Source organism: Chelativorans sp. Marseille-P2723 (assembly GCF_902809845.1).
Taxonomy (GTDB): Bacteria; Pseudomonadota; Alphaproteobacteria; order Rhizobiales; family Rhizobiaceae; genus Chelativorans.
In genome coordinates, this window is sequence record NZ_CADDWI010000013.1 from 330,073 (window position 1) to 345,880 (window position 15,808).

Consider the following 15,808-nt stretch of genomic DNA (forward strand, 5'->3'; position numbering starts at 1 on the left):
TTCCGTTACGCGAAAAATTTAGTGCGCCCGGGAGCCAGGCCAGAGCATTACCGGCACATCAAGTTACATTCAGCAACGATGCTCTTTTCGCGTTGACAGTGCAATTTTGCAGGACTACCGTGTATCTGTAAGGTAAATAATGTTTCATCACTGGAAACACTGGGAGGGCGCTCATGCGTATGGGCTTACCGGCGCTTCTTGCCCTTACATTGGGTCTACTGCCCCACGTTGCGCACGCGGAGGATGAGACGCTCACCCTGCGTATCGGTGACGTCTATCCAGAAGGCCATTACATGGCCGAGGCGCTCATCAAGCCTTGGTTGTCAAAGGTGAAAGAGCGGCTCGGCGACCGGGTCTCGCTCGAATATTTTCCAGCTAGCCAACTGGGCAAGGGCCCGGAACTTCTGACGCTCACTAAATCCGGCGTCATCGATGTCGGGCTGGTCGTTCCTGCCTTTACTCCGGACAAGCTGCCACTGTCGGCAGTCGCCGAGTTGCCTGGCGCTTTCGAAAGAGGATGCCAAGGCACCAAAGCGTTCTGGAAGTTGGCAACCACGGGAATACTGATGGAGAACGAGTATGCTCCCGAAAATATAAAGGTGCTGCTAGCGCTGGTGTTGCCGCCATACCAGTTATTCATAGACGACCCAATTGAAGGTGTTTCGAGCTTCCAGGGTAAGAAGATCTATTCAACGGGTGGCGCAAAGGATCTGACGGTTCGTGCCCTCGGTGCGGTTCCAATGCGCATGCCCACACAGGAACTCTACGAATCGCTCACGCGCGGAACCATCGACGGCGGCCTGATGGCGTATGGTACCGCTCTAGCTTACAGGATACCCGGGCTTGTCAATTACGGCACTAAGGATGAGAATTTCGGTTCCGGTGTTGTGTCCTATGCAATCAGCATCGAGCGTTGGGAGGCGCTCCCTGAAGATGTTCGTACCGTATTAGAGGAAGTTGGCAATGAGGTAACGGCCGACGCTTGCGCTCAGATCGACCTGGGCGTGGAGAGCGATATGGCTGAACTGGCCGAAGAGGGGGTGCAACTCGTCTCCATTCCCGCATCGGATCGGGAGATGATTGATCAGGCGCTTGAGAGGATCTCGCAGGACTGGGCACGCGAACTTGACGCGCGAGGCAGGTCCGGTTCCGAAGTGCTGCAAGCTTTCCGGCATGAGCTCTCGGCGCTCGAGTAGATAACCGAGGAGGAGAGCACATGCGTCGATCCGCATTGATAGCATTCGCCATACCAGTTTCGCTTGCTTTGGCGAGCGTGGCTGCAGCGCAGGAAACGATCACTCTGCGCGTTGCGGACCACTATCCGCCCTCCTCAGCAACGCCGAAATACACGATCCAGTATTTCATGGACTACGTGAAGGATAAAGCTGGCGATAGGGTCGAGTTCGAGTACTATCCCGCAGAGCAGCTTGGCAAAGCTAAGGATATGCTCTCTTTGACCCAGCAGGGAGCAGTTGACATCAGCTTGGTGGTCCCGGCTTACGTTTCCGACAAGATGCCGCTTTCGGCAGTTGCCGAGCTGCCGGGAACCTACGCCACCTCTTGCCAAGGCGCGGAAGCCTACTGGAATATGGTGAAGGAAGGCATCCTTGCGGAGCAGGAGTTCGAGAAGAATGGTATCAAGCCATTATTGGCTTTCATGCTACCACCATATCAGATCCTGACACGCGAGCCCATCAATACGATTGACGATCTCTCCGGACTAAAGCTTCGCTCCGGCGGAACTGCCCAGGACATTACAATTAAGGCTCTGGGCGCGGTGCCGGTAAGAATGGGGGGCGTTGAGGTAAATGAAGCACTTACTCGCGGGACGCTGGACGGTGCTGTTTTCCCCTTGCAGGCGGCAATCGATTTTCGTCTGACCGAGACCCTAAAGGCGACCACGATTGGTCAGAACTTTGGCGGATTCGCGGCAACGTATTCCATATCGAATGAAAAATGGGATGCGCTGCCTGACGATCTGAAAGCCCTCTTCCACGAGGCCAGTGAAGCCGCAGTCCGCGACGCCTGCCAGCGGCTTGATGCCGATAACAGCGGTCCGGCGCTCGAACGCATGGCCGAGCAAAGTGTCAAAGCAAGCAAGTTGCCCGAAGACGTAGCGGCCGAAGTCGCGACGAGGCTTGCCGACGTGCATCGTAGTTGGGCTGACAGCCTGAACCAACGCGGTTTACCTGGAAGTGAGTTGCTAGATGCATTTCTAGCCGAACTCGACAATTAGCCCGACAAAGTTTTCAACGGAAAGCAAGGCTGCCGACACCCGCGACGGATGCGGCAGCACAGTAAGCAACAGCGAGGCGTTCATGGCGAGTTCCCTCATCGCATCGGCACTACCTGAAGACGATCTCGAGCAGGCGAGATCGCTTTTAGGCATGCCCATTCGCGTGGAGTTGTGGAACCATGAAGCAACACGCGATACGATCCGGCATTACGCTTGGGGGATTGGCGACGACAACCCGCTCTATTGCGAGCCTGACTATGCCGCAAAGAGTAGGTGGAAGGCGATCATCGCACCCCCCACGTTCTATTTTAGCGTGTTCGATGCCGTGGTAGCACCCGGCTTGCCTGACGTTCAGTGGTTCTATGCCGGATCCGACTGGGTATTCTACAAGCCGGCTTTCCGTGGTGATCAGTTTACCGTCAAGGCTGAATATACCGACGCACGTCGTGTGGGCGGCGAGAAGGTAAAGCGCATGCTCCTTCAAACCGGAACGGTTGAATATTTCAACCAGGGCGGCGAGAAGCTTGCCGAGGTACAGTCTCATTGCTTCCGCATACCGCGGCCAGGTGCGACGGGCGCGCTTTCCTATGAACCGCGCGCACCGCACGCTTATTCCCGCGCGGAGCTCGAAGAAATTCAGCAGGCAGTGCTAAATGAATACCGCCGCGGCGGCAACACCCTCTATTTTGAGGATGTCGCGGTGGGTGACGTAATGCCGGGCACTGTACGTGGGCCCATCACGCTGATGGACATGACGTGCTACTATGCGGGGGCAGTCGGTACATCCGGTTACAAATCCACCAAGCTGAAATGGAAATACAACCACTGGGCTCATCATGCCCCAGAAAAACTGCCCAATAACTATGATCCAAGCTACTACGCAGCTTCGGTGCTCCCGTCGATCGGGCATCAGGATGCCAAGATCGCTGTCAGCGAGATAGGCATGCCGGGCCCCTATGACAACGGTCCACAACGCATTGGCATGATCGCTACCTGCTTGACTAATTGGATGGGAGATGACGGCTTCTTGCGCGAGTATAGTGTTCGCTTGCACCTGCCAGTGATTTTTGGCGACACCACCTACACAAAAGGGGAAGTAACCGGCAAGCGTATGGAAGGCAGTAGGGGTCTAATCGAAGTGCGGGTATGGGCAGAAAACCAACTTGGTCAGAAGACTGCCTCCGGAACAGCCTTGATCGAATTGCCCACGCGGCTGAATATTTCCGCGCACGCGTAATCTGCTTTCATGAGCATTTTCCGAGGCAGACCTCATGGACCACGTGTACAAGCAAACTCCCCGTATGCTTAACCGCGAGGCGGATTAAGTAGATGCGGAATTTGCTGCTACTTGCCAATCGGTGGGCCAGCAGGGTTGAGGATCTGATGCTTCAACTTGCTGGGATCACCACATTGGTGATCATGCTGATCGTTGGCGCAGACGTGGGCATGCGTTATGTGCTCAACGCGCCATTTTCCTGGTCTTATGATCTGATAGGGATCTATCTGGTTCCAATAAGCTTCTTTTTCGCGTTATCAGCGACGTTTCGCCAAAATCATCACATTTCAGTTGACATCCTCTATCTACGCTTTCCCCAGTTTTTGCAAAAACTTGCCCGCTTAGGTGTTGCACTCATTTTCGGGCCGTTCGCTTTCTGGATCGTTTTGTTAGCGGTAGAGGATAGCCGTGAGAGATACCTGGCTGGCAATGCTATTTCAGGCACCATTTTGTGGCCTACATGGATACCCGCAGCAATTGTGGCCGTAGGTTTCTCGGCGCTCACGCTGCGCCTTCTGCTTGATGGAGCAGCGCTCATTGTGGCCTTCGTGCGAGGCACGACGGAGGTAGTTGGCGAATCGCCAGCGCGCGCGTCGGCATCTGTTAAGGCGGAGGACGAGCTCTGAACGCTACGATCGGACTTCTAGCACTCTTCGCCCTGCTGGCCCTGGGCATCCCGGTCGGCTTCGCCATGCTGATTTCCGGCGCCCTCGGGCTCTGGCTTGTGGGCGGTACGACACTTGTCGTCGGCTACCTTAGCACAACGCCGCTCGCAACAACATCGGCCTACGAACTCATTACGGTTCCGATGTTCATTCTGATGGCTGAACTTGTCATCCTCTCCGGCGTGGCCAACTCACTCTTCTCAGCCGCAGCCGTCTGGGTAGGCCGCATGCCGGGTGGGCTCGGGGTAGCCACAGCCCTTGCTGGAGCCGGATTCGGCGCCATCTGCGGGTCAAGCACGGCGTCCGCTGCAACGCTTTCGGCGACTAGCGTGCCTGCGATGCTGGAACGTAATTACCATCCGAAGATGGCAACGGGCGTCGTCGCGATTTCTGGTACATTGGCGATGCTAATACCGCCTTCGATCGCGCTGGTCCTTTATGCGATCATAGCCGATGAAGACATTGGAAAATTGCTTATCGCAGGTGTAATCCCCGGCATCGTAGTGATGCTCGCGATCGCCGCGACAGTGTATATTCTGGTACTCATTAATCCATCGCATGGGCCTGGCGGTCGCCGCTATAGCATGCGTGAGAAACTCGCCTCTTTGAAGGTTGCTGGACCAGTCGTCTTCCTTTTCATGCTGGTTACCGGAGTGATTTATTTTGGTATTGCAACCCCCACGGAGGCTTCAGCTCTCGGGGCGACCGGGGCGATGCTCCTGACCATTTGGCAGCGCAAGCTCACATGGAGGACGCTGATCCGCGCATTAATGGCGAGTGCTGCCACCTCCTGCATGATCTTCATGATCATCATGGGCGCGAAATTCTTCGGCTATTTCTTCACCCTTACCCGCATCACCCAGAATACGATTGTCTATATAGATCAGCTTGGGCTGGCGCCTGTTACCGTGTTGATCATAGTGCTAGCCATCTATTTCGTGCTTGGCTGCATAATGGACCAGGCTGCGATCCTGATCCTTACCGTGCCCATTGTCCTGCCGGTGATGGTTGCGCTTGGCTATGATCCGATCTGGTTCGGTGTCATCGTTATTATTATGGCAGAGATCGGGCTTGTGACCCCGCCCCTTGGGCTAAACGCCTTCGTGGTGTCAAAATATACGCGAAGACCGCTTGAGGAGGTATTTTCCGGCCTTTGGCCGCACATCTTCGCACATCTCCTGGTGGTGGCCTTGTTGTGCATTTTTCCACAGTTCGTTCTCTGGCTGCCGGAGCAGATGCGTTAAACACCTAACACTCCAGCTTCGCCCGAAATCGTGGAGTGACATCTCTTTGGGAGTGGCGGCATTTCAAATTCAAACAGAATGGAACAGGAGAAGCATATGTCCGCCGAGGCAATGGCTTCAGACGCGGCCGAACCGCCACAAACCGGCTATTGGACGAACTACACCAATACTGGCAGTCGCGTCATCTTGTGGCCGGATGCTATTGAAGCCATCCCTGAAGAAATTGCAAAACTGGGATGCTGCAGGCTGATGGTGCTGTGTGGGCGCAGCACTCGCCGTTCGCGCCTCTTTCAGCGGATTGTCGATAGTCTTGGCAAAACGGTTGTGGCTCTTGTTGATGATGTAAAAGCCCATACTCCTCGCGAAATGGTCATGAGGACGGCCGCGCTGGCGCAAGAAAAAGGCTGTGACGGCTTCCTTGCAATCGGCGGCGGCTCTGCCTCGGACACCGCCAAGGCTATCTCCATTGTTCTTGCGGAGGGTGGCGATATTGCCGATCACGCGTCACGCTTCGTTCCCCCGGACCAGTTTTATCCCAAGGAATTGCATGAGCCGAAGCTGCCTGTCATTTCGGTTCCAACAACTGCCTCTGCGGCGGAGGTGACGCCTGGCCTTGGCGTGCGCGGCGACGACGGCAAGAAAATGTTGTTCTGGGATGTCAAAGTCGCCTCTCGCCTGATCGTGCTTGATCCGCGCGCCAATACAGAAATCCCCGCCGATCTCATGGCGCAAACGGCGATGAACGCTTTTGCCCATTGTGTGGAGGGCCTTTATTCACGGCTTAGAAACCCCATCTCCGAAGCTTTGGCGCTTCAGGGTATCCGCGTACTTCATCGCGCTATTCCTGCCATGGTGGAAAATCCCGACGATGAGGAATACCGCGGGGGTGTTCTGGCGGGAGCCCATCTTTCTGGCATGGTCATCTCCAATGCCCGTGTTGGCGTCCATCACGCCCTGTGCCACAGCCTGGGTGGATATGGTGGCCTAGGACACGGCGAAGCAAACTCAATCATGTTGCCCTTCGCCATGGCCTACAATCTTGATACTGCGGCATCCGAACTCGCGCAGATTGCGGAGGCAATGGGTATTTCCAGAGCTGGTAGTACTAAACATGAAGCGGCGGAGGCGGCCATTGAGGCAGTGCGGGAGTTGCAGCGCAAGGCAAGAGTCCCAATGCGCCTGCGCGAGACCAGCCTTGATCGCGCGAAGCTGCCGCAAATCGCTCAGCATACGCTTCTGGACCGAGGCATCTTCTTCAATCCGCGACGGACCGAGAATGCCGATGAGTTGCTGAACGTGCTTGAGGAGGCCTGGTAGTCTCCAGCGGGTTGCGGATGAGTCGCATGGCGGTCACCAAAACTGCTGAATATCGCTCTCCGTCAGACTTAAAGCTTGCGTGAACAAGGAGTCCGTAAGGTTGAATCTGCGATGCGCTAAGCCGGACTCTGCGAAAGGGGATCATTGCACCACCATTATCAACTGCGCAGATCTCCCTCACCTGCTGGGGGATGGCATGACGGATGCACCTTCCGAGTTCGAGCCGCCTCACGTGGGAGTTACGAATGAAGTCGCTTGATTCGGCCATGCGGGTCCTAACCTCCTTAATGGAGGAGCAACAAAACTTCGGTGTCAGCGAGCTCGCGGGTCGGCTTGGATTGCCGAAAAGCCAGGTGTCGAAGGTCCTGGCTACTCTGCGTCGGCACGGGCTAGTACAGCAGGACCCGGTGACGCGTCGCTATTCGGTAGGATTACGCGCCTATGCGCTCGGCTCCCGCTTCATTACCTACGATCGGCTATCTCGTGAGTCCCTTCCGATAATCCGCTCCCTGGTAGAGGAGACCGGTCACAGTGCACGCTTAAGCGTGCGTGACGGGGATGAGGCAATCTATCTGATCGGGGTCGAAGGCCCACACTTCATCGATACCGGCTGGCATGCTGGAACTTGGTTGCCGTGGCATGCAACTTCGGCTGGACGCATATTACTGGCCTTCATGGAGGAGGAGGAAGTTGAACGCATTATTGCGGCAAAAGGGATGGCGCCAGTCACGAGTTACAGCGTCTCAAGCCATTCCCGGTTAAAAACCGTGCTCGCACGAGCGCGGAAGCGCGGCTACGATGTTCAACGAAACGAGACCACAATCGGGTTGGGGACAATAGCAGTGCCGATATTTGGCGAACAACAACGCGTGGTCGGCGCGCTAAGTCTGGTCTTTCCGGAGACAGTAGTAGATGCCGGTGAGGAACCAGAATTGGCGAGTATATTGCACGGGCGCGCCCGGGTCCTTTCAATGCGAATGGGTAGCGTCGTCTACCCTGTGGGACAGGGTTAGGCAGTCGAAAACGATACCTGCCGCTTGCAATAGGCTGCGCATCTCCAGAGCGGTTCAGCTGGACCGGGTACGGTTGCTCAGTTTTGTGATTCAAGTTTTGTGATTCATATGTGACCACCCGGTTAGCAATATTCTTGTGGAGCTTCTGTTCGCCGCTTTCATATGCTCGCGCCTTTTGAGGGGCGCTTTCCGCTGGTCGGATAGAACTCTGCGAACGAAGCTCCAGAGCAACGGCCGTTCAACGCGACGCGTGGCGGTCTTCTTGAGAGATTATGATGGCGGTGGGTTCCTCAAGGGCCGAAAGATGCCTGATCGAGCGCCTTAATGCGCTCCAGCCCTTCAGGGGTCAGTTCGCCGGCATGTCGCGGGCGACGCCCAACAGGCGCGGATCTTTCCTTGCACATCCAGAAAGCGGGTTTCTCCCGCGCCGGATCACAAACTCGAACAAGTTTCATTTCCCGTTCCCATCCTGTTTTTCAATAGGTTGCACGCCCTCCGGACAGGTCGAAGACGGCACCGGTGGTAAAGCTGTTTTCCTCACTGACAAGCCAGGCGATCATGGCCGCCACCTCGTCGGTTTTCAGGAACCGGCCGCGAGGGATACGCGAAAGCATGTAGTCGATATGAGATTGCGACATCTGGTCAAAGATGCGGGTGCGTGCCGCGGCAGGGGTCACGCAGTTGACGGAGATGTTCTTGTCGGCGTTCTCTTTGCCAAGCGATTTGGTTAGGGCGATGACGCCGGCCTTGGAAGCGGAGTAGGCGGCGGCGTTCGGGTTGCCTTCCTTGCCGGCGATCGAAGCCACATTGACGATGCGCCCGTAGTTGCGGGCTACCATGGCAGGCAAGATCGCCTTGCAGCAGTGGAAGACACCGTTGAGATTGATATCTACAATCCTCCGCCACTCCTCCACCGGGTATTCCACGACCGTAGCGTTCATGCCTGCTATGCCAGCATTCGCGACGAGAATGTCGATGCGGCCAAGAACGTCCTCTGTCGCACGGGCGGCGCTTTCGACCCGACCAAAATCGACCTGGTCCACTACTTGAAAAACAGTGCCTTCGCCGAGTTCGCCGGCGGTTCGCTCAACCAGTTCCGCATCCGCGTCCCAAAGGGATACGCGCGCACCGGAAGCGATCAACCGTTCGGCGATCGCGCGTCCAATTCCTTGCGCGCCGCCAGTCACGACGGCCATCCGGCCCTCCAGATCGATCTGGTTCATCTTTCGCCCTTCCTTACTATTTTACCGGCAGGAGCCCTGCGGCCGTGCGCAAATCGGGATCGCGAATATCCACTTCCTCACCTGCATATCGACGGCCTGCATCGGAACAGAGATAAGCCAATGCGCGAGCTGGTTCCGAAGGGTCGGCCAGGCTTGCGCGTGGAAGCCGGCTGACAGGGTTGATGCCGGATTCACGTATTTTTTCCTGCATGCCGGTATCTACAACCCCCGGGGAAAAGCCCACGGCAACGATTCCATCTGCACCATATTCGAGATGGATCGAACGGGTGAGCATCGCAAGACCGGCTTTTGACGCGCAATAGGCCGACCAGCCCTCGAGCGGATGGAAGGCGGCTCCGCTGGAAAGGTTGACGATCGTACCTTTGCCGGCCTGCAGCATGACCGGCAGAGTCGCGCGCACGGCGTGATAAGCTCCCACGAGGTTGACCTTTATCGCGCGCATCCATGCATGCGGATCCGTATCGACGATCCGCCCTATGGGGTCGATGACGGCAGCATTGTTGATAAGCCCGTCGATCCGGCCAAAACGCTCGCGGACCTGCGAAACCATGGATTCGACAGAGGCAAGATCTGATACGTCGCATTCGACGGCAACTGCGCTGCCGCCAGTTGCCGCGATCGCGTCAGCGGCGCTTCGTGCGCCCTCGATCGAGCGAGCGGTGACGGCGATGTGCGCGCCCTGCAGTGCCAGTTGCTCTGCAGTTCTTGCACCGATGCCGCGCGCCGAACCGGTGATGACTATGATTTTTCCATCAAGGTTGGACATTCAACTTCCTCTACGCTCGCCGTGCTCACGCCGCCATCGCTTCGCGCGTATTGCGTTCGATATTTCGCACGTGTTTCTTCCATGGCTGCTCCCAGGCGGTCCCGATCACGCGCGGCCACGCTTCGACAATAGCATTGTGATCGCACGCGCTTTGCTGGATAACGCCCGGCTTTTGCGTCGTAACGCGGCGTGTAAAGCGACCCGGCTATCTCGCGCGAGCACCATCGCCTCTGATGGGATCATGGTGGCGGCCCATTCAGTGTAATTCCCATCAATTAGCATGGGAGCCTGACAAAGCATCTCCATATCGTTGGGCGTCGAACTCGAACCGGGTAAGCCGGGGATGGCCTCATGCTCCGAGCGGACGTCGCAGATTCATCATCATCCATGAATGACGCGCCGGCGGAAGTGCATTTCGGCAGCAGCGCTGAGGATTTGGGCGTGTTGGCTTCCAGCGTCATCCTTTAAAGATGCAGGACCTGGGCGCAGAGGTGAGTAACGACAAACCCAAATCTGAGGCGGAGCCGATAGCTTTGCCGATCTAAAGTGTCCTGTTCCCTTTCGAACTTCCTTCCAGCGCGTCGCAAGCCGGGATAATCATTTCTCCAAGGTCCTGTTAAGGCCATAAAGGGTCGTGGAATGATCGACCACGGGAGGATAACCATGAATGCTGAAGCCTCCGCCGCAGCCAAGACAGCCCTCACGGGCCCAATAAGCGCATCGAATCGGCGCCGCAATCCCGGCACTGCGTTGCGCCTGGAGATGTTCAAAGGACATCCGGCCAATCGCCGCGCGGCCGAGCGGCGGGTCGCGATACTGACGACAGGGCGTTCGGTGAAGAAAGAGTGGCAGGCGGCGTGGCTTGTCAACGCCGTGCGCTGCATCGATCTGACGACACTCGCCGGGGACGACACCGCCGCCCGCGTTGCACGCCTTTGTGCCAAGGCACGTCAGCCGCTAGCGCCCCACATCGTTGAAGGGCTCGGAATTGAAAACATGGGGCTGACCACTGGCGCCGTCTGCGTCTATCCGACGATGGTAGCCCACGCGGCAAAGGCGCTTGCGGGCACGGCCATTTCGGTCGCTTCCGTCGCCACGGGCTTTCCGACCGGGCTGATGCCGCTCAGGCTCAGATTGGAGGAAGTCCGCTACGCGGTTGAGGAAGGCGCCGATGAGATCGACATCGTGATTACGCGCGAGCATGTGCTGAACGGCAATTGGAGCGCGCTCTACGATGAGCTGTGCGCCATGCGCGAAGCCTGCGGCGGGGCGCATATGAAGGCGATCCTTGCCACGGGCGACCTGCAAACGCTGCGCAATGTCTACGCTGCTTCCATGGTGGCCATGCAGGCCGGTGCCGATTTCATCAAGACCTCGACGGGAAAGGAGGGCGTGAATGCCACACTTCCTGTCGGCCTTATCATGGTGCGCGCTCTGCGCGATTATCACGAGGAGACAGGCGGTCGCGTCGGCTTCAAGCCGGCTGGCGGCATGCGTTCATCAAAGGATGCGCTCAACTGGCAGTTCCTGATGATGGAGGAGATGGGGCGCGAATGGCTGGAGCCCGACCTCTTCCGTCTCGGCGCCTCCTCCATGCTGGGCGATATCGAGCGCCAGCTCGAACATTTCGTGACGGGCCGCTACGCGGCTTCCTCGCGCCATGCAATCGCGTAAGGAAATGACGATGAACGCGTTCATGAAGATACTTGAAACCCTGGATTATGGGCCTGCGCCTGAGGATTCCAGCATCGTGGAAACCTGGTTGAAAAAGCACGGGAAGGGCTTCGGCCATTTTATCGGCGGCGCGTTCACCAAGCCCGGTAAGAGCTTCGCGGTGATCAATCCGGCGACGGGCGAGGAGATCGCCCGTGTAACGCAAGGCACGAAGTCCGACGTGGATGCGGCGGTCAGGGCTGCGCGCATCGCGCAGCCTGAATGGGGAAGCCTGTCCGGACACGAGCGCGCAAAGCATCTTTATGCACTAGCCAGGCACGTTCAGCAGCGCAGCCGCTTCCTTGCCGTTCTGGAGACAATAGGCAACGGCAAGCCAATCCGCGAAAGCCGCGACATCGACATTCCGCTCGTGGCGCGCCACTTCTACCATCATGCTGGCTGGGCGGAGATCCTGGAAGACGAGTTCCCCGGCTCCAACCCCCATGGCGTGTGCGGGCAGGTGATTCCGTGGAACTTTCCGCTGCTGATGCTCGCCTGGAAGGTTGCCCCCGCCCTGGCCGCCGGCAATACAGTGGTTCTGAAGCCAGCAGAGTACACCCCGCTCACGGCCCTCGCCTTCGCCGAGATTGCAAGGGAGACGGGGCTGCCCCCAGGGGTGCTCAATATCGTCACCGGCGACGGTGAAACGGGTGCGGCCCTCGTTGCCCATGAAGGGATAGACAAGGTGGCCTTCACCGGCTCCACCGAGGTTGGCCGCATCATCCGCCGCCAGACGGCGGGAAGCGGCAAGGCATTGACGCTGGAGCTGGGCGGCAAGTCGCCCTTCATCGTCTTCGCCGATGCCGATCTGGACGCGGCTGCCGAAGGTGTGGTGGATTCAATCTGGTTCAATCAGGGCGAGGTCTGCTGCGCGGGTTCGCGCGTCCTAGTGGCCGAATCGGTTGCGGCTCGTTTCGAGGAACTGCTGCGACGTCGCCTGACAAAGCTCAGAACGGGTGATCCGCTTCAAAAATCGACCGATGTGGGTGCAATCGTTCATCCGATTCAACTCGAACGCATTCGCAAGCTCGTAGAAGAAGGAGTGAAGGAAGGCGCTGTGCTTCACCAGGCGCCATGTCCCGACGGCTGTTTCTTTCCGCCGACTCTCGTGACCAATGTGCATCCCGCCTCCATCCTGTGCAGCGAGGAAATTTTCGGTCCGGTCGTGACGCTGACGCCGTTCCGGACGCCAGCCGATGCTGTCGCTCTCGCCAACAATACGCGCTACGGCCTTGCCGCCTCCGTCTGGTCGGAAAATATCAGCCTGGCGACTGACATCGCTGCGAAGGTGAAGGCAGGGGTGGTCTGGATAAACTGCGCAAATATCTTCGATGCCGGGGCGGGCTTCGGTGGCTACCGCGAAAGCGGTTTCGGGCGTGAAGGCGGTCGCGAGGGCATGGCCGCTTATCTGAAGGTTCCAGCTCCCGCGGCAAAGAAAACCGAAGAGGCTCTGCCCGCTCTCGATCCTACTCCTTCCGAACCAATCGCAGGCGGCTCCATAGATCGCACCGCAAAACTTTACGTCGGCGGCAAGCAGACACGCCCCGAGAGCGGCTATTGCTATACGGTTGCGGGAGCAAACGGGCCGGTGGGCCTTACCGGATTCGGCAACCGGAAGGACATACGCAACGCGGTGGAAGCCGCTCACAAGGCCGCTGATTGGGGGGTGCAGACTGGCCACAACCGGGCGCAGGTGCTTTATTACCTTGCTGAAAATCTGTCGGCGCGGGCCAGCGAGTTTGAGCAGCGCCTGAAAAGTTTTGGCCAATCGGCAGCTAGCGCGCGGCTGGAAGTCGAGACGGCAATGCACCGCATCTTCTGGTATGCGGCCCAGGCCGACAAGTATGACGGCGCGGTGCATGCCACCAAATCGTCCCATGTGACCCTGGCCATGAACGAGCCGATCGGAGTCATTGGCATCGCCTGTCCGGCCGGCTTTCCACTCCTGGGTTTTGTTTCTCTGGTGCTGCCGGCTATTGCCATGGGTAACCGGGTGGTGGCCGTGCCATCGCAAACCCATCCCCTGGCAGCCACGGACCTTTACCAGGTGATCGACACGTCGGACGTACCGGGCGGGGTAGTCAATATCGTTACAGGTGCGCGTGAGGCGCTTGTAAAGACACTGTCCGAGCACGACGGCGTGGACGCACTTTGGTATTTCGGCACGAAAGAGGGTGCGCGCGTGGTGGAGGAAGCTTCCGCCGGAAATCTCAAACAAACCTGGACTGAGGATGGCGCCGCACGGAACTGGGCCGCTACCGAAGGACAGGGCAGGTTGTTTCTTGCACGCGCTACGCAGGTCAAGAATATCTGGTTACCTTACGGTGAGTAGCGGGAGCCCTCAGCGAGGCCTGGAACTGACCGAGGGATACAACTATCAGCGGAATTCTGAGCGCCCGCATCCAAGGCCTCTCAGCCGTCAGGGCGGTTCGGTTTGCCTTAATCCGAGCAAGTAGCGGGCCATCCATGATTTCTATTCCTCAGCATGGGCGTGAACCGATGCTGGCCCGCAGCATAAATCAAACCGAAGAGCCTATTAGTCGCGCAGGTGCTACTTGGCGCTGCTGCCCTCTCTGAAGATGTAGGGCTTCAGCGGGGGCTGTAACATTTCCACGAAGGACGGAGCTTCCCGTGAAGCCACAGTTCAACAAGCCAAGCCCACCCGCGTACAAACCCGACCCGAGGCTGGATACGTTTCGAAAGAGGAACGGCGACCACCTCGCAAAGATGCAAAAGGGGACACAAGCCCTTCGCAGGAACGAAGCGCAACCGGCTCAAACCGCCGATGTCCCATCACCACCCCCGGTGCCCTACGAGGCATTGACGCGGGTAGCGCCATCGATCGGCAATATCGGTTCTCAGATTGGCAAGGGATTGCAGTCGAATTCCTTTGCTGGAAGAGTCCTGTGCTTAAGTGCGCTTCTGGCGCTGACAAGTCAAACCTCTGCGGCACCGTTGATGACGAGCAGCGAACCAGAAGAGTGGGTGCCCCCAGAGGACCCAGCGACGGACAATATCGCCCTTTTTAAGGAGTATGTTTTTTCAGGAAACGCTGCACACTTCTACAAAATGGAAAAACAATCCGAGCTGCGGACCGCCTTAAAGCCTACAGTGCTCCAGGGCTCGCGCTTCCCATCAGCTTTAAAACAGGAAATCAAGCCACCCATAATAGAAGATGGCGCTCTATCGAATATTGCGGGCATGCGGTTCCCTGATCTCCTGCAAAGCGACTACATACGCTCCCAGACAAAAGCCTGGAACTTTTCGCCTTCTGAGGTTGAAACACTTCTTGGTGACGTCCTGCAAAGCAACGGGATCAGCACAGCCTTTACCTTCGGCTCGGAAGAAAACGCCATCGCCTCGGTTGTCTTAGGCAGAACCGGCCAAGCATATGGCGAAAAGGACCTTGACCAAATCCAGAAGGAGTTCAAGCAGCTCGTTCTCGACTGGCACAGTGGGGCTAGCAGGGGCAAGGACCCCTGTCACGACGCTGCCAAGAACATCGCGATCGCCAAGGGGTTAGGTCCAGACGCAACGGGCTTTATCACCGACATGGCCACGTTGCTGCGTGCCAAATATCTGGGCGCACCGGGCCCCGGTGAAAGCAGAATCATCCTGTCCGATGAGCCGGAAACTACTCGCTCGGCGCCATCGCGGGAAGCCATCGACGCCCTTGAGCGGGAGGTGGTGGACCGCGAATTGAAACCGGTCGAGGCACGAACGCTGGACGAAATCATCGACAAGCTATCACGCAGACTTGAGTTGGATCCGCTTGCTCAGGTCCTGAAAGACGTGGAAGGGTTCACCATCAAGGACGTCGCCGATAGTCACGCAATAAGGGCGCGGTATCGTGACCTGGACAAGGCTACCCTCCGGTCACGCGTTAAACTCTGGGCCGACGAAAAAGGCATCGACACAAGCTTCCCGATGGGATCGGCAGTCCATGCCATGGCAACCGTCGTCAAACGGATTACGGGGGAGGAGTTTCCCTTAGAGCAATGGAACGACGTCATTGAGACGTTCCAAAAGCTCGAGGAACGAATGCCGCTGGAGGAGGCATTGCTCCGCGCAGCCTGTATCCTCGAACTTGAGAAGGGATGGCCCGAGCTTGCACCGGACGATCCGACAGCCGTGAAGAAGGAGCGAATTCAGGCGCTGATGGACCTGCGACAGCTGGAGGTCGGTTTCCGTACAGGGCCGTTCAACGAAACCTTGAGGACTTGCCCCGCCCACAGTTCAAAGAAGCGTGCAGTCGGTTGCCACAGCAGCGCGAGGATAAACAGCGGCCCAAGGGACACCAGTATGGCTATCGCCACCTTGGCAATAACTAGGAA

General features: G+C 57.7%; 12 protein-coding genes. 9 read left to right on the forward strand and 3 right to left on the reverse strand.

All coding sequences use genetic code 11. The features are described 5' to 3' along the window. Positions 1-173 precede the first annotated feature (173 nt). From dctP (HUS57_RS12950) to HUS57_RS12980, 7 genes are all read left to right on the forward strand, one after another. The gene (gene dctP / locus HUS57_RS12950; protein WP_173934328.1) at positions 174-1,196 is read left to right on the forward strand and encodes a TRAP transporter substrate-binding protein DctP; all 1,023 of its coding nucleotides are present in this window, start codon (positions 174-176) and stop codon (positions 1,194-1,196) included. 77 nt (positions 1,197-1,273) lie between these two features. After that, a complete protein-coding gene (gene dctP / locus HUS57_RS12955) occupies positions 1,274-2,236 on the forward strand; it encodes a TRAP transporter substrate-binding protein DctP (RefSeq protein ID WP_173934329.1) in 963 nt (320 codons plus the stop codon). Positions 2,237-2,318: 82 nt separating this feature from the next. Then, entirely contained in the window at positions 2,319-3,473 is a 1,155-nt protein-coding gene (locus tag HUS57_RS12960) for a MaoC family dehydratase N-terminal domain-containing protein (RefSeq protein ID WP_173934330.1), read from the forward strand. A gap of 146 nt (positions 3,474-3,619) precedes the next feature. After that, positions 3,620-4,138: a TRAP transporter small permease gene (locus HUS57_RS12965; RefSeq protein ID WP_173934331.1), complete on the forward strand. Its 519-nt coding sequence runs from the start codon at positions 3,620-3,622 to the stop codon at positions 4,136-4,138. Between the two features lie 8 nt (positions 4,139-4,146). Further along, entirely contained in the window at positions 4,147-5,421 is a 1,275-nt protein-coding gene (locus HUS57_RS12970) for a TRAP transporter large permease (protein ID WP_348640581.1), read from the forward strand. A 96-nt stretch (positions 5,422-5,517) separates the two neighbouring features. After that, a complete protein-coding gene (locus tag HUS57_RS12975) occupies positions 5,518-6,738 on the forward strand; it encodes an iron-containing alcohol dehydrogenase (protein ID WP_173934332.1) in 1,221 nt (406 codons plus the stop codon). Between the two features lie 245 nt (positions 6,739-6,983). Continuing rightward, entirely contained in the window at positions 6,984-7,751 is a 768-nt protein-coding gene (locus HUS57_RS12980; RefSeq protein ID WP_173934333.1) for an IclR family transcriptional regulator, read from the forward strand. Between the two features lie 476 nt (positions 7,752-8,227). Here HUS57_RS12980 and HUS57_RS12985 read toward each other — a convergent pair whose 3' ends face one another. Both HUS57_RS12985 and HUS57_RS12990 read right to left on the reverse strand, forming a co-directional pair. Then, positions 8,228-8,974, reverse strand: a complete 747-nt coding sequence (locus HUS57_RS12985) for an SDR family NAD(P)-dependent oxidoreductase (RefSeq protein WP_173934334.1) — start codon at positions 8,972-8,974, stop codon at positions 8,228-8,230. Positions 8,975-8,990: 16 nt separating this feature from the next. Further along, the gene (locus HUS57_RS12990) at positions 8,991-9,761 is read right to left on the reverse strand and encodes an SDR family oxidoreductase (RefSeq protein ID WP_173934335.1); all 771 of its coding nucleotides are present in this window, start codon (positions 9,759-9,761) and stop codon (positions 8,991-8,993) included. Positions 9,762-10,523: 762 nt separating this feature from the next. On the opposite strand from HUS57_RS12990, the gene deoC reads away from it, so the two are divergent. Continuing rightward, positions 10,524-11,435 (forward strand): deoxyribose-phosphate aldolase, encoded by a 912-nt coding sequence (gene deoC, locus HUS57_RS12995; RefSeq protein WP_246727931.1) that lies wholly within the window; start codon positions 10,524-10,526, stop codon positions 11,433-11,435. Between the two features lie 10 nt (positions 11,436-11,445). Then, entirely contained in the window at positions 11,446-13,806 is a 2,361-nt protein-coding gene (locus tag HUS57_RS13000) for an aldehyde dehydrogenase family protein (protein ID WP_173934337.1), read from the forward strand. A 1,816-nt stretch (positions 13,807-15,622) separates the two neighbouring features. Here the strand turns inward: HUS57_RS13000 and HUS57_RS13005 are convergent. Then, complete coding sequence (locus HUS57_RS13005) at positions 15,623-15,790, reverse strand: type IV secretion system protein (RefSeq protein WP_348640573.1); 168 nt, start codon at positions 15,788-15,790, stop codon at positions 15,623-15,625. Between the last annotated feature and the right edge of the window lie 18 nt (positions 15,791-15,808).